At 38.4% G+C, this 25,105-nt stretch carries 29 protein-coding genes; 12 read left to right on the plus strand and 17 right to left on the minus strand.

Features of this window, described 5'->3' with window-relative positions; genetic code table 11:
* Window positions 1-140 precede the first annotated feature (140 nt).
* From ACZ427_RS16090 to ACZ427_RS16100, 3 genes are all read left to right on the plus strand, one after another.
* Window positions 141-1,160 (plus strand): DUF3231 family protein, encoded by a 1,020-nt coding sequence (locus tag ACZ427_RS16090; protein WP_461176721.1) that lies wholly within the window; start codon window positions 141-143, stop codon window positions 1,158-1,160.
* 201 nt (window positions 1,161-1,361) lie between these two features.
* A complete protein-coding gene (locus tag ACZ427_RS16095; RefSeq protein ID WP_461176720.1) occupies window positions 1,362-1,946 on the plus strand; it encodes a TetR/AcrR family transcriptional regulator in 585 nt (194 codons plus the stop codon).
* A gap of 17 nt (window positions 1,947-1,963) precedes the next feature.
* The gene (locus ACZ427_RS16100; RefSeq protein ID WP_461176719.1) at window positions 1,964-2,833 is read left to right on the plus strand and encodes a nucleotidyltransferase domain-containing protein; all 870 of its coding nucleotides are present in this window, start codon (window positions 1,964-1,966) and stop codon (window positions 2,831-2,833) included.
* Between the two features lie 247 nt (window positions 2,834-3,080).
* Here ACZ427_RS16100 and ACZ427_RS16105 read toward each other — a convergent pair whose 3' ends face one another.
* The 16 genes from ACZ427_RS16105 to ACZ427_RS16180 all read right to left on the minus strand — a co-directional run bounded on the left by ACZ427_RS16105 (window position 3,081) and on the right by ACZ427_RS16180 (window position 15,111).
* A complete protein-coding gene (locus tag ACZ427_RS16105) occupies window positions 3,081-3,734 on the minus strand; it encodes an ABC-2 transporter permease (protein WP_461176718.1) in 654 nt (217 codons plus the stop codon).
* A complete protein-coding gene (locus ACZ427_RS16110; RefSeq protein ID WP_461176717.1) occupies window positions 3,731-4,588 on the minus strand; it encodes an ABC transporter ATP-binding protein in 858 nt (285 codons plus the stop codon). The genes ACZ427_RS16105 and ACZ427_RS16110 overlap by 4 nt, the downstream gene beginning before the upstream one ends.
* The gene (locus ACZ427_RS16115; RefSeq protein ID WP_461176716.1) at window positions 4,566-4,904 is read right to left on the minus strand and encodes a YfzA family protein; all 339 of its coding nucleotides are present in this window, start codon (window positions 4,902-4,904) and stop codon (window positions 4,566-4,568) included. Before ACZ427_RS16115 ends, ACZ427_RS16110 begins: the two co-directional genes overlap by 23 nt.
* Window positions 4,905-4,995: 91 nt before the next feature.
* The gene (locus tag ACZ427_RS16120; RefSeq protein WP_461176715.1) at window positions 4,996-5,853 is read right to left on the minus strand and encodes an ABC transporter ATP-binding protein; all 858 of its coding nucleotides are present in this window, start codon (window positions 5,851-5,853) and stop codon (window positions 4,996-4,998) included.
* Window positions 5,853-6,230, minus strand: a complete 378-nt coding sequence (locus ACZ427_RS16125) for a GntR family transcriptional regulator (RefSeq protein ID WP_461176714.1) — start codon at window positions 6,228-6,230, stop codon at window positions 5,853-5,855. Before ACZ427_RS16125 ends, ACZ427_RS16120 begins: the two co-directional genes overlap by 1 nt.
* A gap of 435 nt (window positions 6,231-6,665) precedes the next feature.
* A complete protein-coding gene (locus ACZ427_RS16130; RefSeq protein WP_461176713.1) occupies window positions 6,666-7,247 on the minus strand; it encodes a GrpB family protein in 582 nt (193 codons plus the stop codon).
* Window positions 7,248-7,298: 51 nt separating this feature from the next.
* The gene (locus ACZ427_RS16135) at window positions 7,299-8,387 is read right to left on the minus strand and encodes a HAMP domain-containing sensor histidine kinase (RefSeq protein WP_461176712.1); all 1,089 of its coding nucleotides are present in this window, start codon (window positions 8,385-8,387) and stop codon (window positions 7,299-7,301) included.
* Window positions 8,380-9,063: a response regulator transcription factor gene (locus tag ACZ427_RS16140; protein ID WP_461176711.1), complete on the minus strand. Its 684-nt coding sequence runs from the start codon at window positions 9,061-9,063 to the stop codon at window positions 8,380-8,382. The genes ACZ427_RS16135 and ACZ427_RS16140 overlap by 8 nt, the downstream gene beginning before the upstream one ends.
* Before the next feature lie 154 nt (window positions 9,064-9,217).
* Window positions 9,218-9,976 carry a cytochrome c biogenesis CcdA family protein gene (locus ACZ427_RS16145; RefSeq protein ID WP_461176710.1) on the minus strand — a complete coding sequence of 253 codons (759 nt, stop codon included), beginning with the start codon at window positions 9,974-9,976 and terminating at the stop codon, window positions 9,218-9,220.
* Complete coding sequence (locus ACZ427_RS16150; RefSeq protein ID WP_464883464.1) at window positions 9,976-10,623, minus strand: hypothetical protein; 648 nt, start codon at window positions 10,621-10,623, stop codon at window positions 9,976-9,978. Before ACZ427_RS16150 ends, ACZ427_RS16145 begins: the two co-directional genes overlap by 1 nt.
* A gap of 352 nt (window positions 10,624-10,975) precedes the next feature.
* Entirely contained in the window at window positions 10,976-11,236 is a 261-nt protein-coding gene (locus ACZ427_RS16155) for a metal-sensitive transcriptional regulator (protein ID WP_461176708.1), read from the minus strand.
* Between the two features lie 184 nt (window positions 11,237-11,420).
* Window positions 11,421-11,648, minus strand: a complete 228-nt coding sequence (locus ACZ427_RS16160; RefSeq protein WP_461176707.1) for a sulfurtransferase TusA family protein — start codon at window positions 11,646-11,648, stop codon at window positions 11,421-11,423.
* An 18-nt stretch (window positions 11,649-11,666) separates the two neighbouring features.
* Window positions 11,667-12,797 carry an MBL fold metallo-hydrolase gene (locus ACZ427_RS16165; protein WP_461176706.1) on the minus strand — a complete coding sequence of 377 codons (1,131 nt, stop codon included), beginning with the start codon at window positions 12,795-12,797 and terminating at the stop codon, window positions 11,667-11,669.
* A gap of 56 nt (window positions 12,798-12,853) precedes the next feature.
* A complete protein-coding gene (locus tag ACZ427_RS16170) occupies window positions 12,854-13,345 on the minus strand; it encodes a DsrE/DsrF/DrsH-like family protein (RefSeq protein WP_461176757.1) in 492 nt (163 codons plus the stop codon).
* Between the two features lie 167 nt (window positions 13,346-13,512).
* A complete protein-coding gene (locus tag ACZ427_RS16175) occupies window positions 13,513-14,109 on the minus strand; it encodes a TlpA family protein disulfide reductase (protein ID WP_461176705.1) in 597 nt (198 codons plus the stop codon).
* Between the two features lie 447 nt (window positions 14,110-14,556).
* Window positions 14,557-15,111 carry a cysteine hydrolase family protein gene (locus ACZ427_RS16180; protein ID WP_461176704.1) on the minus strand — a complete coding sequence of 185 codons (555 nt, stop codon included), beginning with the start codon at window positions 15,109-15,111 and terminating at the stop codon, window positions 14,557-14,559.
* 118 nt (window positions 15,112-15,229) lie between these two features.
* On the opposite strand from ACZ427_RS16180, the gene ACZ427_RS16185 reads away from it, so the two are divergent.
* Window positions 15,230-15,673, plus strand: a complete 444-nt coding sequence (locus ACZ427_RS16185; protein WP_461176703.1) for an Lrp/AsnC family transcriptional regulator — start codon at window positions 15,230-15,232, stop codon at window positions 15,671-15,673.
* A 978-nt stretch (window positions 15,674-16,651) separates the two neighbouring features.
* On the opposite strand, the gene ACZ427_RS16190 is transcribed toward ACZ427_RS16185, so the two are convergent.
* Window positions 16,652-16,990 carry a winged helix-turn-helix transcriptional regulator gene (locus tag ACZ427_RS16190; RefSeq protein ID WP_461176702.1) on the minus strand — a complete coding sequence of 113 codons (339 nt, stop codon included), beginning with the start codon at window positions 16,988-16,990 and terminating at the stop codon, window positions 16,652-16,654.
* Window positions 16,991-17,182: 192 nt separating this feature from the next.
* Between ACZ427_RS16190 and ACZ427_RS16195 the strand changes: the two genes are divergently transcribed.
* From ACZ427_RS16195 to ACZ427_RS16230, 8 genes are all read left to right on the plus strand, one after another.
* Entirely contained in the window at window positions 17,183-18,073 is an 891-nt protein-coding gene (locus ACZ427_RS16195; protein WP_461176701.1) for an SIR2 family NAD-dependent protein deacylase, read from the plus strand.
* A 311-nt stretch (window positions 18,074-18,384) separates the two neighbouring features.
* On the plus strand, window positions 18,385-19,251 hold the full coding sequence (locus tag ACZ427_RS16200; protein WP_461176700.1) for an SIR2 family NAD-dependent protein deacylase: 867 nt from the start codon (window positions 18,385-18,387) through the stop codon (window positions 19,249-19,251).
* Between the two features lie 198 nt (window positions 19,252-19,449).
* Complete coding sequence (locus tag ACZ427_RS16205; protein ID WP_461176699.1) at window positions 19,450-20,295, plus strand: Sir2 family NAD-dependent protein deacetylase; 846 nt, start codon at window positions 19,450-19,452, stop codon at window positions 20,293-20,295.
* 39 nt (window positions 20,296-20,334) lie between these two features.
* On the plus strand, window positions 20,335-20,913 hold the full coding sequence (locus ACZ427_RS16210) for an HD domain-containing protein (protein WP_461176698.1): 579 nt from the start codon (window positions 20,335-20,337) through the stop codon (window positions 20,911-20,913).
* Between the two features lie 71 nt (window positions 20,914-20,984).
* Complete coding sequence (locus tag ACZ427_RS16215; RefSeq protein WP_461176697.1) at window positions 20,985-22,448, plus strand: nicotinate phosphoribosyltransferase; 1,464 nt, start codon at window positions 20,985-20,987, stop codon at window positions 22,446-22,448.
* Between the two features lie 316 nt (window positions 22,449-22,764).
* Entirely contained in the window at window positions 22,765-23,895 is a 1,131-nt protein-coding gene (rpoD, locus tag ACZ427_RS16220) for an RNA polymerase sigma factor RpoD (protein ID WP_461176696.1), read from the plus strand.
* 187 nt (window positions 23,896-24,082) lie between these two features.
* Window positions 24,083-24,607: a GNAT family N-acetyltransferase gene (locus ACZ427_RS16225; protein ID WP_464883465.1), complete on the plus strand. Its 525-nt coding sequence runs from the start codon at window positions 24,083-24,085 to the stop codon at window positions 24,605-24,607.
* A gap of 195 nt (window positions 24,608-24,802) precedes the next feature.
* Complete coding sequence (locus ACZ427_RS16230; protein ID WP_464883466.1) at window positions 24,803-25,003, plus strand: hypothetical protein; 201 nt, start codon at window positions 24,803-24,805, stop codon at window positions 25,001-25,003.
* The last annotated feature ends 102 nt before the right edge of the window (window positions 25,004-25,105 follow it).

Here is a 25,105-nt window from a genome sequence, read left to right on the forward strand (position 1 = left end):
ATCTGATAACCCTTCTATTGGTTGATCCCTTCTGCTTTTCCCTTTAAAGTTGATTTGCTTATATTGTATAAATTTTTCTAATAAAATAAATCAACCTTGTACATAATAACGGATGTATACTTAACTACTGGAGGTTCGTAATGAGTGAAAAGAAAATAAATCTAACATCCGCTGAGATTGGTACGCTTTGGACTGGATATATGAATGATAGTATGTCGAAATGTATCTTAAGTTTTATGTTGAAATATATTGAAGACCCAGATATAAAACCTGTTGTACAGTATGCTTATGATATTTCTTCCAATCATCTGCAACAGTTACACGGTATTTTTCAAATTGAAAATTATGCCGTTCCAAACGGATTTACCGAACAAGATGTAAATATGAATGCTCCATGGCTCTTTTCTGACATGTTTTGTTTAACCTATGTGAACCATATGGCGAAAGTAGGAATGCTAACGTACAGTGGTGCTGTCTCTATGAGTGCCAGAGAAGATATACGAGATTACTTTACACAGGGTTTAACGGAAACAGCTACACTTTTTAACCGTTCAAGCGAAGTTGCCCTTTCAAAAGGAATAAATACTAGACATCCTTATATTGAAGTTCCTAAAGAAACGGATTACGTAGATAGTAAAAAATATTTGAGTGGCTTAAATCCTTTCAGTGATAAACGACCATTAAGTGCCATTGAAATTTCCCATTTGTATCAAAATGTAGCAACAAACTCGGTAGGTGTGAAATTGTGCTTATCTTTTGCTCAAACATCACCATCTAAAGAAGTACAAGATTTTATGCTAAGGGGAAAAGAGATCTCTCAGAAACATATAAAGGTTCTTGTTGATACACTCATGAAAGATGATATTGAATCTCCACAATTACCTGATGTAGGTGTAAGTAACTCAACAACTCAAGCATTTTCCGACAAGTTAGTGATGTTTCATATGACACTTATCACGTCCGCTGGAATAGGGAATTATGCCACTGCTGCGGCTACCAGTCAACGGAGTGACTTAATGGTTAATTATGAACGGTTATCCTTGGAAGTTTCCCGATTAGCCAAAAGTGGAGCTGATATTATGATTAAACACAATTGGCTGGAACAACCACCAGGGATTAAAGATCGGATAAAATTAGCAAAGAACAAAGAAGATAACTGAACCTAACGAACTGCACCCCAATTGTTAGATATTAATAACAATTGGGGTGCAGTTTTTTCTATCTGGCCATATACAAAAACAAAAGTGTTTTCTTCATAAAATGCATATTTTGTACATAAGCTTGAAACTAAACATAAGTGTATAGTATTATCAAATCATAAATTAAACACATTTGTTCAATTTGAGGACCGGTGATATCATATGCCAAAGGTAAGTGAATCTTATAAAGCTGAAAAGAAGAAAATGATCGTACAGGCTTCTAAAAATGTATTTGAAACGAAGGGATATCACAACGTCAGCATGAAAGATATCATTCAGGCAGCCAACGTTTCCCGGGCTACAATCTATTCTTATTTTAAAAATGTAGAAGATATATTTTTAGCTGTACTAGATGAGGTTGATCATCATGAGCCATCTATTCAAAGTAACCATAATGGATTATTAATAGAGCACTTAAATACATGGCTTGAAGAATATATTGTTCCCCAATTATCCAGTCAATCTCTAGTTCGCGCACGATCAGAATATTTTTATGTTGTAGACACCCCTGATTTTTACAGCAATAGATATATCAAATTAAAACAAGGAATCAAATTAATGATTCATCAAAGTACGGATCACATTCATTCTGAATTCGAGAATACCATTGCCAGTTATATCATTTCCTTTGTAGATGGATTATTGGTTAATGCTTCCCAACTTCATCATGAAGATTCTTTCGATGCAACAGAACAAATAAAGCTTTTCTTAATATCTTTAGATCTATATATCAAAAAATTACAATAGTATAGGAGGTATGTTAAATGACTGCAGACAAAGTGATCGATAAGATTAATGATAAAATTCAAGAGGTTACAGGAGTTACAGGTGTTGTATTAGGTGGTTCCAGAGCACGTGGAACATATACGCATGATTCCGATATAGATATTGGTATTTATTATGATACTTCACAAGGGTTTGATCCAAAACGCTTAAATCCTTTGGCTTATGAACTCAATGATGACAAGGAACAAAGGAATTTAATTACAGAGCTCGGTGAATGGGGAGATTGGATAAATGCAGGAGGATGGCTTGTTATAGACGGTTACCATGTTGATTTAATTCTTCGTGATATTCATCGTGTAGAAAAAGTCATTGAAGATTGTCATAAAGGGCTCATTTCTATGCATTATCAAACAGGACATCCTCATGGGTTTAGTAATGCCATGTATATGGGAGAGTTAGCAATATCTAAAGTAATATCTGCCTTTGATACAAATTTCGAGCACCTTAAAGAAAGATCCGAGCAATATCCTCCAAAAATGAAAGAAGCAATCATTCAATTTTTTTCATTTGAAGCTTCCTTCTCACTCATGTTTATGGAAGCCAATATAAATAAAGATGACCTTTCTTATATGATGGGACATGGCTATCGAGCTATTGCTTGTCTTAACCAAGTTTTATTCGCTAAAAATGAAGCATATTGTATTAACGAAAAAAAAGCTGTTAAAATGGCCACCACCTTTCCAATTAAACCGACTAATTACAAGGAAAGAATAGATGAGATAATTACGTTGATATCAACAAATAAAAAACAAAATGAAGAAGCCATTGAAAAGTTAAAATTTCTAATCAAAGAAATTGAGAATTTAGAACAAAAGCGCAAGCGCCTTGGTCACCCCCGACAAGCTTAAGTAAGAACTCACAGTGGCGTCCTTTGCCACAGGGAGTTCTTACTTAAGACCTCGAGGGGGTAGGCGCTGGAGCTGGACGTGGCTTATAATCTAATATAAATATTTCATGCCAAAATTTTATACATTCTTATCTTCTCTTCATCCAATTTCACTTCATAATGTGGCCGCTTCAAAAGGAGCGTACTCATTTTCGGTTAGTGTACCTGTTAAACCAGCAGCTAATGCAATGCAGGTTTCTCCTCTCTCATTAAAACTCTTTTCGTTTATAGATTTGAATGGAAATGACATAGGAAACGACCAATAGAATAAAATTGATAATCAAAAAGCTTGCTGAAAAGAGTAGGTCCTGGTTCAACCCTTGTAACACATCAAGGGGCGTGATAAAAAGATCGTAGACAAAAGCACTCAGGAAAAAGACACCAAGTCCAGCTATCATACCAGCCATAGCAACGACCTCGGCTTTTTCAGTACCAAGCAAGTATGTCAATGGATAGGCGACAAAACCCATCGTACATGTCATCCCCAAGATGTTCATCACCGAATAAATGTACCCTGCACTTGGCGTTTGCCCGAAAACAAACTGTGCAAGCACAAACGCGATACACGCGATAAGCAGTCCAGTGAGTGCTAATACCGAGAAAAACAAATAGTGACTTTGAACAACGCGGCTTCGCTTAACTGGCAACGTCAACACATATTTGTTCCAGCCCGACTTCGACTCGTGTTTTAACACTTCAAGCGCAGATGATGCCATAAAGATGACGGGTAAAAAAGCCGCCAAACGTTGAATCACTGGATTATCAAAAAATATCAGGACAGTGGCAAGGATGAGACCAAGGGGTACATAAGTCCAAATCGTCTTTTCAACAGAATAATATTGATTTAATAACAAACCTTTCATGCTTTTTCACCCCGCATTAGTAGCAATGTAATATCATCTATGGAAAAGTTTTTTGTCTTCATAGAAGGTGGAACGTCCTCCTTGTTCGAGACAAGCACGTCGAGGGATTCACTATTCTTTTGATACGCAATAACGATGTCTTCCTTAATCATTCTATATTGGTCGTGCGTACACTGTACGATCGCATAATGGTTTAGGAGTTCTTTCTTTTCAACACGTAACAAAATCTCTCCCCCCTTAATAAAGATGAGAGCATCTGCGATTCTTTCGATATCACTTGTAATATGAGAGGAAAGCAAAATGCCTCGTTTTTGATTATGTACAAACTCACCTAAGACCCTGAGCATATCGTCTCTCCCACCTGGATCAAGACCTGCTGTCGCTTCATCCAATATTAGTAGTTTCGCATCGTGGGAAAGAGCGACAGCAACAGAAAGTTTCATCGACATTCCCCGGGAAAACCCGCTAATCTTCTTTTTCTTTGGCAAAGAAAAAAAATCAATGTAGTTAAAAAACGCTTCTTTATCCCAATACTCATATATTTGCTGGAACACGTTTCCTAACTTATATACCGTTAAGTCACCCGGTAGTTTCATGGAATCAAAGACAACACCAATATCTTCTTTGATGTGCACGTGATTGGCATCCATTTCTTCGCCAAAGATTTTAATTGTTCCATTGTCTTTATGCAGCGTCCCTAAAATCGATCCCATTGTCGTAGACTTCCCTGCCCCATTTTCTCCGATAAATCCAACAATTGAGCCATACGGAATCGAAAAAGAGACATCCTTTAATCCAAACGCAGAATCAGCGTAAGTTTTTCGTAAATTTTCAACCTCTAAAATGGCCGCCATATTCATCCTCCGCCTCCCCTTTTGTATCTTCATCTTTGTCATTTAATAAAACACGAGAGAATAAATCCCAAATGATACCTACCACCACTAATATTCCGAATAATGCAGTCAGCACATTAAACTCGTACGAATCAAATGGCGCAAATCGGTCCACAAACCAGCCATCTGGAACAAGCTCATCCACCCGTTCAAATGCACTATCTCTCCATCCCGGCTCCCAAGACAATGGGTCAACCATGTATATGATAATCAGCAATACACCAAACCCAAGCAGTGAAAGTCCACTTCTCTTCAGCCATGAAATCAATCGATCCATTATCCATAGCCTCCCTACACTGATTTGTTTTGAACACCCCGAGTTGAGACTGGCCACAACACTAGTAAACAGAGCGTCGGTCTTCCAAGGATTAGACTTTTCCCACGGTATACACCATTATGTCCTCTAATGAAGCACGCTCCATCACGACATGCTCGCCCATTAACAACCTGACATTCTCGCCTTGATTCGTCAGGCCTTCAAATCCGACAGGCGTTTCACGGACTTGAAGAAACAACTTGCGAATATCTCCGTCTAACAGATCCTTCGCCCCTCGAACAATGTAATGCTCCTCCATGATGGTCTCCTTATTCTCACTGAATACAACTTTTCCATTGTAAATAAATGTAATGTAGTCGGCGATTTGCTCCAAGTCCGTCGTGATGTGCGTTGAGAAAAAGACCGTCTTCTCCTCGTCCTGCATGACTTCTGCCAATATATCGAGAATTTCTCTGCGACTCACAGGATCCAATCCCGATGTCGGTTCATCTAAAACGATTAAATCAGCATGGTGCGACAGAGCAATCGCAATTGACAGCTTCGTTCTCATCCCTTTCGATAGCTGGACAATTTTCCGCTTCCATGGAAGATCGAGGCGCTCCATGTAATTCGCAAACACCTGATCATCCCAATTCGTATAGAAAGGTGCAATTACCCGCTTCATTTTTTCAATCGTCAAATGCTCATACAGTTGATAATCGGCGTAAACAAAACCAATCCGCTGCTTGATCTCCTTCATCTGCGTCGCATAATCTTTACCAAACACTTTTATCATGCCTGAATCCGATTGAAGGAGGTTGAGCATCAACTTAATTGTCGTCGTCTTTCCCGATCCATTTGGACCGATAAAGCCCGTAATAAATCCCTTTTTCACTGAAAAGGAAACGTCTTTTAACGCAAAGTCTTTATACGCTTTATTCACATCAATGAGTGTTACTGCGTCCTCCACTACTCCCCCTCCTCATAAAGCATTGCTAGTAATTCTTGTAGTTGTTGTAGGGAGATATTCAAATTCCTGCTTTCTGCAACAATCTCAGCCAGCCCCTCTTCCACCATCTTGAGACGCTTTTCTTGAATCAGATCATTGCTCTGACCAGCCACAAACGAACCCTTCCCCACAAAGGATGTGATGAATCCTTCCTTCTCCAGCTCATCATACGCCCGTTTAGTCGTAATAACACTGATGCGGAGATCCTGAGCAAGACGACGCATTGATGGCAACGCATCGCCTTCTGCCATTTCATTACGCAAAATGCTTTGTTTAATTTGGTTCTTTATCTGTAAATAAATCGGTTCCTGTGAAGAATTCGATAAAATGATGTCCATAATAACCTCACAATTGTAATCTTTGTTTATATTGTATATGTATTATATATACAATGTCAACAATGATTGACGGATATTTTTATTATCAAATATAATTAGGCTTCCGTTCACAAGCATTCTTAATTTTTAACCATGGTTGATAGTGTCTACACCTGTCTCTGTACCCCCAACCTTCCTAATCATTGATCAATTTCAGATGTTTTTTAGATACAAAAATACCCCTTTAGATAACCGTATCTCCAAAGGGATAAAACATCGCGACTTTATTTCAAAGCCACAAACTCTATTTATTTACAATAAAGTTGTTTAAAAAGGATATTTACTCAATTGCGCAGCATTGCTGAACAAAGGTTGCTCCACCGATTCGTATCCAATTTTGTTACAATTTTTAAGCCCGATAATCTAAATAAACCCGGCTCAGTAACGTCAAACGTTCTACTCAACTGCATTTGCTCGCTCCATGATTTCCTGTACTATCGAGTTTTTTGCATCTGCGTAGTGTTGTACATGTCGCCATTTAAGCTGAGCCAGATTGCGCTTTACTCGTGCGTAGTTGTCCCGGTCGAAGTTGTTGGTCCGCAGCCAATCACGGAAGAGCAACATTCGGTCGACCTCAGACGCTCCTTTGCTGAATACGTGCAGATTGATGTCTGTATCAGGGCCCTTGAACAGACGGTGCTCAAACCACTCTGGTTCCCGAATACGTAATATATAGCCAGCTTCCTCCAAATCCGAGACATAGTTCTTCTCCTCAGCAGCGTCCGTTACAACTAGTAGAATATCAATAATTGGCTTAGCACACAGTCCCGGTACTGAGGTTGATCCAACGTGCTCCACTTGCAATGCCTTGTTGCCGAGTACAGAGCGAATCCGTTTAGCCTCTCGTTCGAATAGTTTTGGCCAGCGTGGATCATACTCCAAAATGGTGATCTTCGCATTATGAGGTTTACGCGCTCCAACAGTAATCTTCTCAAGATCCTCATCACTTTTAGGCGTTAAATTTGAACGTTCATGCATTGTGGACAATTCATTCACCTCTTTTAAAATTTATTTCAGTTTTCCATTTTTTTAGGTTTGACTCCAAAGAGGCAGCGTAAACCAAAACGTATGGAAATTTCCATACGACTCTACACCAATCTTCCCACCGTGATGTTCAATAATCTCTTTGGATATGGCGAGGCCAAGACCTGTTCCCCCTGAATAATAACTTCTGGATGTGTCCGTCCGGTAAAACCGTTCAAATATCCTGTCCAGTTCCTCCGCAGGAATTGGTTGACCCTGTCCGGCAACCGACACCCGGTATGCGTTGTTCAGTGTTTCCCCTTTAACAAAAATCGGATCTGTTCCCTGGTAATATCGAATCGCATTATCAAGTAGATTACCGATAACCTGTGAGATGCTACCATCATCCACATTGGCAACGCCATGTTTGGAATCGACAACCACCGAAATGCCCGCATTTTCCAGTGTCCAATGAAACATCTCAACGGATTGCTCGATAGTAAGATGCATATCGATCGGAGCTTTTTCCAAGAACGTTTGATTTGAAATATAGTCCCATTCCTTCAATTGCTCCAGTTGTTGAACCATACTGGTTAGCCGCTGAGATTCGTCATAGAGTGCTTTATACAGTTTTTCATCCCCGTCAATCACACCACTGCTTAACGCATTTAAATACCCGTTTAAATTTGATAAAGGGGTACGGAATTCATGCGACAGATCTGAAATAGCTTTCTGACGATGCTCCTCATTCATTTTTAACTGGTGTACCATATCATTAAAATGACCAATCAATTGACCTGTCTCATCCTTGGATTTCACATCGATCGGGTCCGGATAGTGCCCTGTTTTCATACTTTTTGTCGACTCAATCAATTTATTTAATGGCTCCGTCAATTTTCTAGTTATATAAAAATGGGTTATACTTCCGATTACGATAGCGGTAGCACTGAAAATCCACAAATATTGAAAGAGTACTGATTCAAATTGTCCCTGTTTTTGCGCATTCATCGACCCCATTCCATCAGCCAATGAACATGCAGTATGATAGATAGACCACCCGCTCAGCACAATAAAAGCGGTAATAACAATTGTATTGGTGATGGATAAACGCCACAGAAACCGCTTGGGCAACCAGGACTTTCCAAATTTATTCATCGGCAAATTTATACCCCATTCCCCGGACGGTTAAAATTCGTTTCGGATGAGATGGTTTGTCTTCAATTTTCTCCCGGAGTTTTTTGATATGTGCATCAATCGTACGATCCAATATTGTCTTATCAGCATATGGGTACAACTGGTTAATCAAATCTTCCCTGGAGAGAACTATATTTGGATTTTCCATAAAATAGTAGAGCAGATTAAATTCATGTTTAGTCAGGTACAGTTGTTTGTCAAAAAGCAATACTTCACCTTTGCGCGGTTTAATGCAAAGTCCCCCATATGCTATTTTTTGGCAAAACTGTCCGGTCCTTCGTAAGACCGCTTCAACATGAGCAACCAGCTCATCAGGATCGAATGGCTTTGTTAAATAATCATCCGCACCCATTTTCAAACCGTTGATTTTATCATGTGTGCGCGCTTTTGCGGAGACCATTATAATTGACACTTCATTCCGTTCCTGCTCCCTCACCCATGTACAGAATGCTTCTCCACTCATTTTGGGAAGCATTAAATCAAGCAGGATCAGACAAGGATGATACGTCAAAAATGCCTGCTTAGCCTCTTCTCCATCTACAGCCTCAATAACATCATATCCCGCTTTTTCCAGGTAAATGGTTATTAGTTCACGAATCATCTTGTCATCTTCAACCACTAAAATGGTTTGTTTCACCATGACCACCTCAAGTTAATTGTACTATATCTGATATCTGGATTTAATTCATCTTCTCAAGCTCTGAAGCCTTCATTCAAAATTCAAAATCATACACCACTAAGGAAATCATTCCAACAATTATCATAATAACAATTGATTTTTCCGCGAACTATTATCCTAATTTAGATAACCACGTACCCTCCACCAAATCAAGTAGGAAACCTGCAATACGCGGCATCAGCCCGAAAAATAACACCAGACCCATAATAATCATAATCACTGCTCCAACTTTCATAATCACTTGGCTATGTCTGGCAATCCATTTTGTTGAACCGAGGTAATACGTCAACAAAAGAAACGGTAATGAAAAACCAACCACATACATGATCGTGTAAAATACACCCTGACCAGGATTACTAGCGGCCAGAAGCAGAATTGATCCGAAAATCGGTCCTATACACGGCGTCCATCCTGCCGCAAAGCCAAGCCCAATAAAAAATGTCCCGGCATACCCCGCTGGCCTTTTGGAGAATTGATACCGTTTTTCCTTCATCAATGATGGAATGGTAATCCAGCCGGCAACAAATAACCCCATCACAATAATAAGAATTCCGGCAATACGCTGAATAAGCAGTCCAGATTCTCCAACAAGTAAATCCTGTGCCCACTTACCTAAAAATGAGGCACTGGCACCTAAACTGATAAATACCAAGGAAACCGCCAACAGAAAAATGAGCGAATGACTTAACAGCTGTCGGCGTATTTTAGTATTCTGATCTCCCTGCAATTCTTTCACACTAATACCGGTGATATACGACATATAAGCCGGAAAAATCGGCAGCACGCACGGTGACAGGAAGGATAAGGCGCCTGCACCCACCGCCAGAAACATTCCAACGACTAACATTGTATCTGCTTCGATTCCACCCACTAGCATCTCCTCTTTCTTTTACAAAATAGAATAAATGAAAAACCGATGGCGAAAACGAGTCCCAGAAACCATGGCGTCATCATATAGCCGAATATAGTCACAAACGGCTGAATAAACCATAATAATAGAACTCCTAGAGACCAAACAGTTAATATAACAAGGATTAAAGTACTTGACGCAACACGATTTTGCATAAAAATAAATAATAACAAGAGAACGGTCAGTAGAATCAAATACCCAAAGGCAAATTGATTATCGTTCCAAATGTATTGGATAAATTCATATGCAAAAGACGCCGTCAATAATACGAAAAGGAAAGATTTCAGGAACAACAGTGTATCCAAATACCACTTTGATGATTTATAAAAAAACAACGCCCCACTGAATAATACAGCCAGATAAAAAGAATCTGAATCACTGGGATATGCCAATATAGACATTGGATCTTCCATAAAAACAGGAAAATTCAATATAATTTTTCCTATCCACACAAAGATGACCAGGTTAATGAGCTGTGAAATCATTTCTTCCAGGTAGTCCTTTCGTTGTTCCTTTGACAAACCACCAAAAATAACCAGGATAATAAACCCAACCCCGATGCTGAAAACCATCATTCCTATCGACATTAATTTACTCGCAATCACCACAAAATGATTCCTCCCATTTGTACGCGTATCTTATAATACATGACCAATATGAAAATTTGATGAATATACTTTATTAGACAGAAAAAAAGCAATCAAGGCGCGACAAATAAAAAATCCTCCATTGCTTTTATCAGATATTTATTTGGACCTGCCTTTAAGTGCGTGTTCAAAAAGTTGCCGAATTAGAAGCAAGAAGGGCGAGGCGACGAAATTTTGAGTCACTGAACGTATGCTTTTTAATACGTGAGTAGCGGAAAAACAAGCCAACGAAGAGATTTGCCACTTATCATTCTGTGACTTTTTGAACAACCTCTTTAATGCATAATTTTACGGGTTCAATTGTATCAGTTGGTTACCGGCTTTTTACAAGCAGGTTTACCGCTTCCTTTATAATATCCTCAGAATTTTCACCAGATTCCTTCTCCTCACGAATGCACTCTTCCAGATTTCTGCTGACAATTAATGCGATAGCACGATCAAGCGCATTTCTGGCAGCAGACATCTGATTCACTACATCACGGCATTCTTTTCCCTCGTCCATTGCTTTTAACAACCCCTTGACTTGGCCTTCAATACGTTTAACTCTATTTTTTACCTGATCATCATAGTTCATAATGGATACTTCCTTTCTATTACACAATCATTATTTATTTTCTACTTTTACTATATACCCCAACGTGTATAATCGCAAAAAAATGTGTTAAACAGCTTTAAATATCAGGATAAAAAACCAGGCTTATCATTACAGGAAGGTTTTGTTGCACTTAGCCGGGAGACCCAACGTTTGCTTGGGTCTCTTATTCCTTCTTAATCCAAAATTTGAAAACACCGTTTTCTTCTGTATCCTGCAATAGTTCATGACCGCGTGATTTCGCCCATGCGGTCAGGTCACTTTTGGCCCCTTTATCCGTAGCGTGAATTTCCAATACTTCACCAGAATTAATTTCTCCGATAGCCTTTTTCGCCCTTACTATGGGCATTGGACAAGCCAATCCTTTTGCATCTAATAATTTTGTAGCTTCCATCTTCAATTCCTCCTTAAATTATCCCGCTACTGCACAACGGTTTGGACCAGCTTCCATTTCTTTTTGCTTTTCCTGATCCGGGTTTATTTTGCCCATATTTGTTTTCCGGATGGTTTCATGCGCATTTGGCTGTGGTGGAAGATTTTCTGTAACCATATTTTTGAATTCCTTCTTATCCTTTATTTGAAGTCCTGAATTTTCCCTATATAAATCACCTAAGCGAGCAGCGACCTTAGCTCCATCACCCATCTCTTCTACAGAAGAATAGTGTGCGGGCAGTACAATCAAATCTTTTGAAAGATTTCTGTACCGGTCATAGAGGGTATTACGAAGATCATCCACCCACTCTTCCGCCAATCCGGCTAAATCCGGGCGACCTATTGATTTCACAAATAATATATCGCCACTCAACAAATACATTTCATCTACAATAAATGAGGTACTGCCAATCGTATGTCCAGGAGAATAGATTGGTTGCACATCAACTGTCGTATTTCCCACCGTAATATCGGAACCTTCTTCTACCGGTGTATAGTCAAATGTCACTTCCATTGCATCTTTAGGCGGTAAGTGATAAGTTGCTCCCACCTGTTCTGCAAGACTTCTTCCACCAGAAATATGATCTGCATGCAAATGTGTGTCGATAACGTAGTTAATTTTCACACCAAGCTCTTCAGCAAATTTCTCATAAAAACCAGTCATTCTGGCAGCATCAACAACCGCTGCTTCCCCATTTGATTCTATAAAATATGATAGACAGCCTTTACCCAGACGGACAAACTGGTAGAGTGTTCCACCTTCTCGCAGATCACCGATTTTCACAGGCTCCAGGTGTTCACTCCATGCTTTCATACCTCCTTCTAGACTATACACATCCGTAAAAACTGTATCTTCAAGCAAATCAGCTACCATCTGGGATGATCTTCCTTTTGCACAGGCAACAACAATTTCCTGGTCCTTTTCAATATGGGCTGAAACAGGTTCAACACTATCCATCAGGTTAAAGTAAGGCTCGTTGACAATCTCAATATTTTCCCCTTCAATTTTCCATTCCTCAAATTCGTCCGTATTTCGCACATCCAAAATAAAGGTCTCTTCCTGTTGAACAATCCTTTTCGCGAGTTCTTGCACTGTAATTGTTTTTGGCATCTTTTTTCCTCCCCGTATTATACTCTGCCTCATCTTCCCAATCTGCTTTTTAACTGCTAAATAAATAAATTCACATTACCATCTTCAGCATCGCCAATATATGCACCAACTCCCGCATATTCGATTTCATCCAGTAGTTCTCCTTTTTGAAGACCAAGCAAATCCATTGTCATGGTACATGCAATTAGCTTTACACTTTGTTCCTGAGCCATGTCCACTAACTGTGGCAGTGGCATCGCATTGTGCTTTTTCATCACGTTTTTAATCATTTTTGGTCCCATACCCAAATAATTCATTTTGGATAGCCCCATTTTATCAGTTCCTCTTGGCATCATTTTTCCAAACATTTTTTCCAGGAAATTCTTTTTTACCAGAACCTGATTTTCTTTCCGGAGTGCATTTAACCCCCAGAATGTATGGAATATAGTCACCTCATGATCATACGCCGCCGCACCATTTGCAATGATATATGCAGCCATCGCCTTATCATAATCCCCACTGAACAAGACGATTGTTGTTTTCTTTTTTTCTTCCACTACTGTGATCATCCTTCCCATTTGCTGTTTTATTACCGGTACCTGTACGGGTATTAATTTACTTTTAAAAATAGGGATCGCTTCATTTGCCGAACCCTTATTGAAAATATGACATATACATCATATACCCCTATAGGTATCCTTGTCAAGCTTATTTTTTCATTGAATAACAGGATCAACTATTCCATCTTTGCCAATTCCTGAATCATAAGGTCATAATTCATTGCACCCATTGCAATATATTGTATATGACCACTCGAATCAACCATATAGGAAGTTGGATATGCCATTACCTGATACATATCAGCAACATCGGAATTTTCATCCATCAGGACTGGGAACGTCATTTCATATTCGTTCACAAACGACCTGACATCCTCTATGCTTTCTTCCGTATCTGTCAAATCAACTGCTAAAATTTCCACATCCTCATTGTTATACAATTTTTGAAAGTCGGGGATTTCTGCTCTGCATGGCGGACACCATGTAGCCCAAAAATTGACGATGACACGCTCGCCCCGATAATCAGACAAATGTACCGTTTCCCCCTCAAGTGTCTCTAATTGAAAGTCAGGAGCAATTTGCCCAACAGAAATCCCAATTTCATCGGACTCCTCGACCTGACCCTCTTCCCCGGCAGGAGTTGGTGATGTGATTTTGGCACCGTCCGAACTATTATCTTCCTGAACAGCCGTATCATCCGTTGAACTTACAAAATCATAAATAGCCCATCCAACCATGCCTACAATAACAAAGACAAGAATTGCTTTTTTCATTGCTTGTAACCTCCATACCTTCTTGATACTGAATAATTATGTAAACTTGATATTAAGGAGAAAACCCTGTAATTCGTGTGATGACTCAGACTTCACTTGACAGATAATCATTTTATTCGAACCATGATTCCTCTATTAATCACAGTACTAAACCAATATGAAAATTTGATGAAAATTATACATATGATTGTAAAACCTTGAAGCGCAATGAAATAAGCATCATCAAACCACTGTTATTTCATTAAATGTCTTCCGATATTTACCTTTCTTTTTTACTAGGGCTTTTTAAAAGGCTCATTATTCTGCCAACCTTGAGCGTCTGAGAGGCGGATTGGTAAAACTTGCTGGTAACGTATGCGGCGTGCTTTTCAACCACCCAAGTGAAAAAACTTTATCCATATCAAAAAGAGGAGATTGCTTATAAAACAATCTCCCCTTCGCATTTAATTAATTGTTTTGTTGCAGGAAATTCTCGGTCGAAATTACATTGGCATACATGCCGTTAAGTGCACTGACAAACCCATAATGAACCTGTTCTGCTGGAACGACCTTATCTTGATAAGATAACTCCCTAGTCGCACATGCATCTTCAATTAGTGTAGTTTCAAAACCTAGATCAACTGCAGCCCTAACTGTTGCATCAATACACATATGCGTCATCATACCTACAACGATTACCTTGGTTACACCTTTTTCTCTTAACTTGCTTTCTAAATCAGTCTTCAAAAAGCTGTTAGGGAAATTTTTCACGGTAATATTTTCGTGTTCTAATGGTAAAACAGTTTCATGTAGTTCAACTCCCTCTGTATTTGGAAGAAAGAAGCCTAACTCTGGACTACTTGCGATATGCTGAACATGAAAAATATTATCTTTGTTATTTTGTCTAAACCAATCAAGAACTTTAGCAGCATTAGCAGCTGCTTTATCAGGGTTGCTTAACTCCATCTTTCCATTTGGAAAATAGTCGTTTTGAATATCAACAATAATTAAAGCTGTACTCATTATTATCACCTCATTTAATTTTTTGTTACAATATAATGATAAATGATACCCCGATTTCTATCGATACTTTGATGAAACACTTTTACAGCAAATCATTTCATGGTGAAAGGAATTTATTATGGAACTTGATAACATTGATTTTCAGATCCTGCGGTTACTATCCGAAAATTCACGTATTCAATGGAAAGACTTAGGTGAACAAATTCATATGACAGGACAAGCAGTAGGTAATCGTATAAAAAAACTAGAGGAAAGTGGTGTAATTAAAGCGTACTCTATAATAGTAGATGAAATGAAATTAGGACAGATCTTTACAGCATTTGTCATAATTTATATGAAAACAGCAAACCATGATTCATTTTTACGTTTTATTAAGGAACGAAAAGAGATAGTTGAAGCTCACCGAGTATCGGGAGAAGGATGTTACCATATGAAAGTAAAAGTTAATACGCAAGAACAATTAAATCTTTTTCTTAATGAAATACTCAGGTTTGGCAACTATTCTTTATATCTATCCATACAAGAAATTAAACAACATAATCTGTTGAATACAATGTTATAAAAATGCTTGTTTTCTCAGGTGAGGTTTGTAAATAAAGTGTTTATTTACATTTAATGATAATTGGTATTCGTTAAGAAACTAGCATGGCGGCTAAGAGCATGCCGCCACCATCTATAATGAAAACAGCTAATTTAACCAGAAGGATGTTCTATAAAAGATTAGGACTGCGATTACTCGCCCCACCGAAAAGATTTGTTGCTTTTGACACAATAAAGATAAAAGGCGAAGTAACTGCTATGTTGATTTCCGCTGCGGACCGTTGCTTTCCGCGGGCACGGCTTCAGTCTCCTCGAGAAACCCACTCTGCGGGGTCTTCAGACACGTGCTGTTCCTGCTGGAGTCAACGGTCCTCCGCTTCAATCAACTATCTTAAAAGTGCATAACTATTACGTGACTTAAATCAAACAATAAATGCGATAAGTTGCAGTGCACAATCCCAATCCAGCGAAGGAAATACACGAAGACTCCAGCGGGAAAGCGAAGACGCCTGAGACCCCACAGCGAGCGTTCTTTGCGAGCGAGGAGGCTCAGCGCGAGCCCGCGGAAAGCGTAGTGTATTTCCGCAGCGGTTAAAAAGCACCAACCATAATTTCAAGTTACGTCGTCTTTTATATCAACTGTGACGTTAAAGAGCAACAAAATTTACGAAAAGAGCCAACCAGAAAAAGGTATAATCTTGGTTGATGGTGGATAACAGTTGTTTTCATACAAAGTAAAAGTCTTTACATTCTATCAGACTTTGCGGTTGGTGGAATTCATTGAGTTGAAGAATATATTTCATATTTTACTGAATAGAAGAAATAGCCAGATTCTACAAAATTTGTAATATTAAAAAAGAATGTCTCCGAAATACAACAAGAAGAATACATAATCAATATTAGATTTAAAACCCGGGATGAAAATTAACTTCTCCCGGGTTTTTCCTTTTGTTCTTTCTTTTATACTGATTGAAGTTAGCATAAGTAACCTTTATGTTCTTTATTTAGGGGGTTGATTATGCTCTCCCCACTGGCACATTTCCTGAATAATAGGCCAGAGTGTTTGGCCTTTTTCAGTAAGGCTATATTCAACCTTGGGAGGAATTTGTGGATATTCCTTCCGATGAATAATACCATCATTCACCATTTCTTTTAGTGCAGTGCTTAGTGTTTTGTAGGTTATTTTACCTAACATACGCTGCAGTTCATTATAGCGTACAGCACCATTTTTGGATAAATGGTAAATGATTTGCAGTTTCCATTTCCCGCTAATTATGGAAAGTGTGTAGCCGAAAAAAGGTTCTTGACTGTCATCAATATTAACTTTAGTTATTTTCACGTTTACACTATCCTCCTAGATAGTATGCGTCAAAAATGTGCATACTTGTTATTTAATTTATATCAACTATATAATATATTTAGATTCAAGTAAAGCTGTGTTCCAAAACAAAAATATATATGACACCCTCGATTTTTCAATTTGTGTTTGGAAGTGGGAATGCTTTGAGACATGATTGGAGGAATTATTAGAATGCTAGATCAACAATATCAAGACCATATAGCAATATTACTTCAAAAAATGGAAGAAGCTGAGGCGGTTGTGGTTGGTAGCGCAGCTGGAATGTCGGCTGCTGCCGGGTATAACTGGTATCAGACAGACGAAATCTTTCTGAAGTATTTTGGGAAATTTGCAGAGAAGTATGGGATTGAGAATATTTTTTATGGCTTTTATTACCGTTTTGAGACAAGGGAAGAACGCTGGGCTTATATTGCTACTTTAATCAAGTTTGTATATGAGACGCAAGCTGGTCAGCCCTACCTTGATTTAAAACAACTGCTTCAAGACAAAAACTATTTCGTGCTTACAACGAACCAAGACACTCAGTTTTCAAAGGTTTTCCCTGAAGAGAAAGTGTCTGCGATTCAAGGGGATTGGCGTTATTTTCAATGTAGTCATCGTTGTCATGATCAGGTGTATTTAAATAAAGAGCTGGCCCGGAGCATGTATCGAAACATTGAGGGAACTAGAATTCCTACTGCATTGATTCCAACTTGTCCAACATGTGGGCAGGATATGGAGCCGTGGGTTCGTTCTCGTATATTTTTGGAAGGAAGCTTTTTTAGAAACGAATTAGTTAAGTTTCAAGCGTATCTTATGAAAAACAAATATAAGAAAATTTTATTTCTGGAATTAGGCGTAGGAACGATGACGCCAAAGTTTATTAAAGAGCCATTTTGGGAGATGACTTATCGTTTGCCCGGTGCATCCTACATTAGTGTTAATCCTAAAGATGCTGTAGTTCCAAGAGCGATAGAGGAAAAAGGCCTTGCAATTAAAGAAGACATTGCCCGTGTACTTCAAGATGTCTTGAAAGAGAAAGAAAAAATAAACCAATGGGATGTTACTAGTAATCCCTTTTGATACTTGGTGTAAGTAAAAAGTCTATAGAAAAGTCGCTCTGTGATTGGCCAACAATTTTATTGGACTAATGAATTACTTTCAGTAGCTTAACTTCTTCTTTATATCCACACTATCTAATGAGATAGTATATGTCAAAAAAGTGCATACTTGTTTCTATTTGTATACCAACTATATAATGTATTTATAATTTTAAAAAGGGAATTCGTAGTGAAGAAAAAAATATACTTTTGGATCTAAATATTTGAGATATATGTTAGAAATTTGGATTTTTTTCGACTACGAATAAAAATCATTAGGAGGATAAGTAAACGATGCTTTCACAACAATATCAAGACAATATAGCCATATTACGGCAAAAAATTCAAGAAGCTGAAGTAATAATAGTTGGCGGTGCTTCTGGTATGTCTGCGTCTGCCGGATATAACTGGTATCGAGACGATGCAATGTTTCGAAAGTACTTTAACGCATTCGCTGAAGAATACGGAATCGATAACATCTTTGGCGGATTTTATTATAAATTCCTCACTGAGGAGGAACGGTGGGCATATCTTGCCACTTTAATCCACTTTGTAGCGGATGTCCCCCTTGGACAACCTTATAAGGATTTATATAAAATTCTGCGTGATAAAAACTATTATATTCTTACGACAAATCAAGACACCCAATTTTCACAAGTGTTCCCAGAAGAAAAAGTCAGTGCAATTCAGGGTGACTGGACACATTTACAGTGTTCTGGTCCCTGTCATGACGAAATTTATCCTTATGCGGAACAGGCAAAGGAATTGTGTAACCACATCGAAGGGACGAAGATTCCATCTAGCATGGTTCCAAAATGTCCGGAGTGCGGTGGTCCTATGGAACTGTGGGTACGTTCCTTTGTATTTTTAGAAGGAGATAAATATAAAAGCGAGATCAATAAATATCGTAAATATCTTCTAGAAAATCAAAATAAGAAAGTTCTCTTTTTGGAGCTGGGTGTCGGTCAAATGACCCCGATGTTCATCAAAGAACCTTTCTGGAATATGACGTACAATTTGCCGGATGCGTACTATATTACCATCAATCCAAAGGATGCATTACTGCCGGAGCAACTGAAGGATAAGGGACTCGCCATTCATGAAGATATTGCACAGGTACTGCAAGATGCGCTGAACGAGAAGGAAAAAGTAGGTCAATGATACGCAAGTAGAAAATCCATTTTCCCAAATGACGTATATGTGGCCAAACGCTATCTTAAGTACGTATTAATAAAGCCAGAGACCAACACCTGATATCTAAAAAATTAAAGCAAAAACGATAGATGGGGATATTGCACATGTATTGCATGTTCTTGCTTCGAGTCGTTCGGTAGAATTTTATAAGGATGTGAAAGTCATATGAATGAGAAATATAATGAAATTATAACAAAAATTAAAGAGGCCGATGGAATTATTATCGGTGCAAGTAATGGCCTTTCCATTTCGGAAGGGTATCATATCTTTGCAGAAAATACAGCCTTCCTAGAGAACTTTGGCGATTTCCGTGAAAAGTATGGTTTTCGCAGTATCATACAAGGATGCTTTTATCCATTTCCTTCTGAGGAAGAAAAGTGGGCATTCTTCAGCCGAATGTACGATTATTTTTTATATGACCAGGAAGCCAGTCCAGTTATGAAGAATCTCTATGAACTGGTAAAAGATAAGAATTATTTTGTGGTTACCTCTAATATCGATGATCATTTTAGACAAACAGGATTTCCACAGGAACGTCTTTTTGAAATAGAAGGAAATTGCCGGAATCTGCAATGTACTCATGGTTGCAATAATAAAATTTACCCAGGCGACGACATCCTGAGCGAAATGGCTCAAAAACAAGAAAATGGAAAAATCCCTCAAGATCTTATTCCCAGGTGTCCGGAGTGTGGCGGCCCAATGCAAGTTCATCTCGAAGTTGATCGTAACTTTCTGAAAGGTGAAGCGTGGCAAGCTAGTTATCAAGTTTATCAGGATTTTATTAAGAATGCGCATGGTAAAAAGATGGTTTTGCTGGAATTGGGTGTGGGTGCAAGAAATCAATTGATTAAAGCTCCATTGATGGAGTTAACTCAACTTGAGGAAAATGCTACCTATATTACCCTAAACAAGGGGAGAGAACTTTATATTCCAGATGCAATTGCTGACAAATCGATTGGTGTCGGTGGCAATATTGCGGAAGTATTAGAACAATTAGTACTGATGAAATAAGGGAGCTTAACTTATTAGAACCGGAGGAGGGAATAAAAGATGTTTCTAGCGAATATTCTGGATGATCCTGTCTGCAAGCCAATCAAAAAGTCTTATGAACGATGGTATAAATATATGGAGAAAAACGTGGAGTTTTGGCTACCGGAAAGTGAATCGCATACGAAAAATCATTGCGCTCGTGTACTATTGCTGGCACTCAATATTGGCCATCAAAAAGGTCTGAGTGATGTGGAAATGGATAATTTAGGAATGGCGGCTATTTTCCATGATTCCCGCCGCCTAGATGATGGGATTGATAAGGGACATGGTAGTCGTGCTGCAGCGTATTATAAAGAATATTGCCGTGAGCATGATTTGCATTTCGATGAGCAAACCTACTATATCATCTATTACCATGATCAGGATGATGTACTTGGTTTGTCAGAGATTGCAAAGTCGCCTAAATTAAATGAACGGGGCGTGCTATTGTATCAGATTTTCAAGGATGCTGATGGACTGGATCGCTTCCGTTTGGGCCCAGATGCTTTAGATGTTAGTATGCTGCGGACAAAAGAAGCACACAGACTTGTTGAATTTGCAAAAGATCTCTTACGTAAAAGTAATGAAACTAATTCATGAATAGATAGACATAAAGTTTATTTATTGTCAGGAAGTCCAAGCATATTAAGTTAGTTTAGGAGGAAATTGTTATGAACAACTATATGGATGACAGTTTCGCCCTTCATACGGACCTGTACCAAATTAATATGGCAGAAGCTTATTGGAAGGACAATATCCATAACAAAAAAGCTGTATTCGATTTGTATTTTCGAAAATTGCCATTCGGAAACGGGTATGCGATATTTGCTGGGTTAGAACGAATCATCGATTATCTCCAGACATTTCATTTTTCTGAAAGTGATTTGGATTATTTGGAGGTGCTAGGCTACCCGGAAGACTATGTTGATTTTTTGCGAGCCGTACGTTTTACAGGAACTGTTCGAGCTATGAAAGAAGGAGAGGTTGTATTTGGCAACGAACCAATTCTTCGTATCGAAGCACCGTTAGTCGAAGCGCAACTAATCGAAACAGCCTTGTTGAATATCGTAAATTATCAAACACTTATCGCCACCAAAGCTTCTCGGGTTAAACAAGTCGTGGGAGATCAACCCGTTTCAGAGTTTGGTACGAGACGTGCACATGAATTCGACGCTGCATTATGGGGGACAAGAGCGGCTTTCATTGGTGGGTTCTCTAGCACAAGCAATGTTCGAGCTGGAAAACGATTTGGTATTCCAGTTTCCGGGACACATGCTCATTCCTATGTTCAAGCGTATCAAGATGAATATATTGCTTTCCATAAGTACGCAAATAGTCACAAAAATTGTGTCTTCCTAGTAGATACGTATGACACTCTAAAATCTGGTGTTCCTACGGCAATTAAAGTTGCAAAAGAGCTGGATAGCAACATAAATTTTGAAGGTATTCGATTAGACAGTGGAGATTTGGCTTACCTCTCCAAAGAAGCAAGAAAATTATTAGATCAGGCAGGATTTGTTGACACGAAAATTTATGCTTCGAATGATCTCGATGAATATACCATTATGAATTTAGAGGCACAAGGAGCTAAAATCGACGCGTGGGGAATTGGTACAAAAGCTATAACCGCCTTTGATCAACCAGCTTTAGGTGCTGTGTACAAACTGGTCTCCATTGAAGATGAAAACGGACAGATGACCGATACGATTAAACTTTCTGCAAGCCCTGAGAAAGTCACGACACCAGGATTAAAAAAGGTACTCCGCATTATCAACAACCATACGAAAAAGTCTGAAGGAGATTATATCGCCTTAGCTAACGAACAACCAGAAATAGAAACCAAACTCCATATGTTTCACCCTGTGCATACGTACATTGGAAAATTCGTCACTAACTTTACAGCCAAAGATTTGCACGAAGATATTTTCAACCATGGCACACTTGTGTATGAATGTCCGCGTGTTCAAGAAATTCAATCTTATGCCGGGCAACAACTAAACCTTTTATGGGAAGAGTACAAACGTTCTTTAAATCCTGAGGAATATCCAGTCAATTTAAGTCAGGCTTGTTGGGACAATAAAATGAAAAATATAGAGGAAGCAAAAAAACACAGCCAAAAATTGGTGCCCTTTTAAATGGAAAAACATATGTTACTGTTTAGACAACGTTTAATTAATGGCTTTGGTCAAAGAATATACCCCAATCTCCCCTCATTAGTCATCCTTGTCTTAGTCGGTATGGCGCCTGAGAAGAATCCTTAGTCAAAAGTGACATTGGGATGACTGTTTCAATTTGACAGATAATGAAGTATAAACTTCCTTAACCTGCATAAGTGCAGGTTAAGGTATGACCCAATTAAACTTAAGAAATTTGCACTGAAAATTATTGAATTGCAGTAGCAATTAAAGAATACAAATTGAAATTTAATAGCAGTTGAAAGGAGGGGGACTCATGGCCGTAAATAAGCCTTTACAGACAAAAGAGAGTGAACATGAACTGACACTTGACCAAGCAAAAGATCAGCTTCTTGAGTTGGGGAAGAAGCGTGGAGTGTTAGCTTATGAAGAAGTAGCTGACGATTTATCCAATTTTGAACTTGAGTCGGATCAAATGGATGAATTTTATGAGTACCTTACAGAGCAGGGTGTGGAAATTATCGGTGATTCGGAAGAGGATCCGAAAATGCAACAAATTGCCAAGGAGGAAGAATATGATTTAAATGATTTAAGTGTTCCACTTGGTATAAAAACGAATGACCCTGTTCGTATATATTTAAAGGAAATTGGCAGAGTAGATTTATTATCAGCAGCTGAAGAAATTGATCTTGCACATCGAATAGAGAATGGCGAAGAAGAGGCAAAAAGACGTCTTGCCAAAGCAAACCTTCGCCTGGTGGTCAGCATTGCCAAACGATATGTCGGACGAGGTATGTTATTCCTTGATTTGATTCAGGAAGGCAATATGGGTCTGATTAAAGCAGTAGAAAAATTTGATTATAGCAAGGGTTTTAAGTTTAGTACGTATGCAACATGGTGGATTCGGCAGGCAATCACCCGTGCAATTGCGGACCAGGCAAGAACGATCCGGATTCCAGTTCATATGGTTGAAACCATTAATAAGCTCATTCGGGTGCAGCGTCAGTTGCTGCAGGATTTGGGTCGTGAACCAACACCTAAAGAAATCGGTAAGGAAATGGATTTGTCACCGGATAAAGTAAGAGATATTCTGAAAATTGCGCAGGATCCTGTATCGCTGGAGACACCAATTGGTGAGGAAGACAATTCACAGCTTGGTGATTTTATTGAGGATCAGGAAGCAGTCTCTCCATCAGACCACACTACCTATGAGTTGTTGAAAGAACAACTGGGAGATGTGCTTGACACGCTTACCGATCGTGAGGAAAATGTACTGCGTTTACGGTTTGGACTTGATGATGGCCGGACACGGACACTGGAAGATGTTGGTAAAGCGTTTGATGTTACAAGAGAGCGTATCCGTCAAATTGAAGCTAAAGCATTGAGGAAATTAAGACATCCAAGCCGCAGCAAACAACTGAAAGATTTCCTAGAAACTGCAAAGTGATTTAAGTATTATACAGGATTTACGCTGAACCAATTATATCAGTAGTTGTATGTTCGACTAGTGCAATGCAGCTGAAATATGGAATCAGTATTTCAACCACCGCAAATAGAATACACTCGCTTTCCGGGGCGGCTGATGAGCCTCCCTGCCCCGGCGAGGGGTATGTCGACGAAAGGTGAAGAAGAGAATGATTAATTTAATTAGTTTGAATAAAACTAATGTAATGCCGAAAGTAAAGAATTTATATATTAATGAGTTCCCAAAATATGAACGTCTGCCTTTTTGGCTTTTGATATATAAATCTAAAAAGAAAAATAGTGATTTTTATGCAATTTATGATGACAGTGAATATGTTGGTCTCTTGTATTTAACATATTACAAAGATATTGTTTATGTTTTTTATTTAGCTATTGATCCGTCACAACAATCAAAAGGTTATGGGAGTAAGATATTACAATATTTGAGGAAAATTTATAAAGACAAACGTCTGCTTTTAAATATAGAAAAAGTTGATAGTTCTGCTGATAATTATGAGCAGCGATTTAAAAGAAAGAGATTTTATGAGAAGAATGGTTTTAAAAATACTAATTTTGAAATTGAAAAAAAAGATATTGTTTATGAAATTCTGTATTTAGGGGAAGAAGTTTATGAATATGAATATCATGCTTTATTCAAATCTTATTTAGGTAGAATATTAAACTTTATTCTTTAAGCAGAGTCTTAATTTTATATCATGTGCTGTCGTTTTGTTATCTTTTTCTTATCTTGATACGGTTTTTTGTTTGGGAGCATGAGGTGAAAAAGGCGGTTGAAATATTAAATTTCAAAGGGATTTTAAAAAATGCACCTTAAAAATGGAACCCTATAACACTTTGTTTCCAACTTTATTTGTAATATGCAGATTTTTATGGAATGGCAAAAAAGTCGGGTGCTGGAAATGACCTTTCAATTTGCCAATAAAATAATCAAAGGTAGCCTTATCATAACAAATGGTAAAGCTATTTTTTTATTGGAGAGAGAGGAAAAAGGAATTGTGATTAACGAAGACGTTGCCCGTGTATTGCAAGATGCTTTGATAGAAAAGAAAACATACTATCTTTATAGATAGTATGTGTTAAAAAAGTGCATACTTGTTTGTTTGTCTATACCAATATATAATACATTTGAGTCCAAGTAAGGGTGGGGTCGAACGTGAAGAAAAAATATCTCC

The organism is Virgibacillus ainsalahensis, assembly GCF_055380755.1.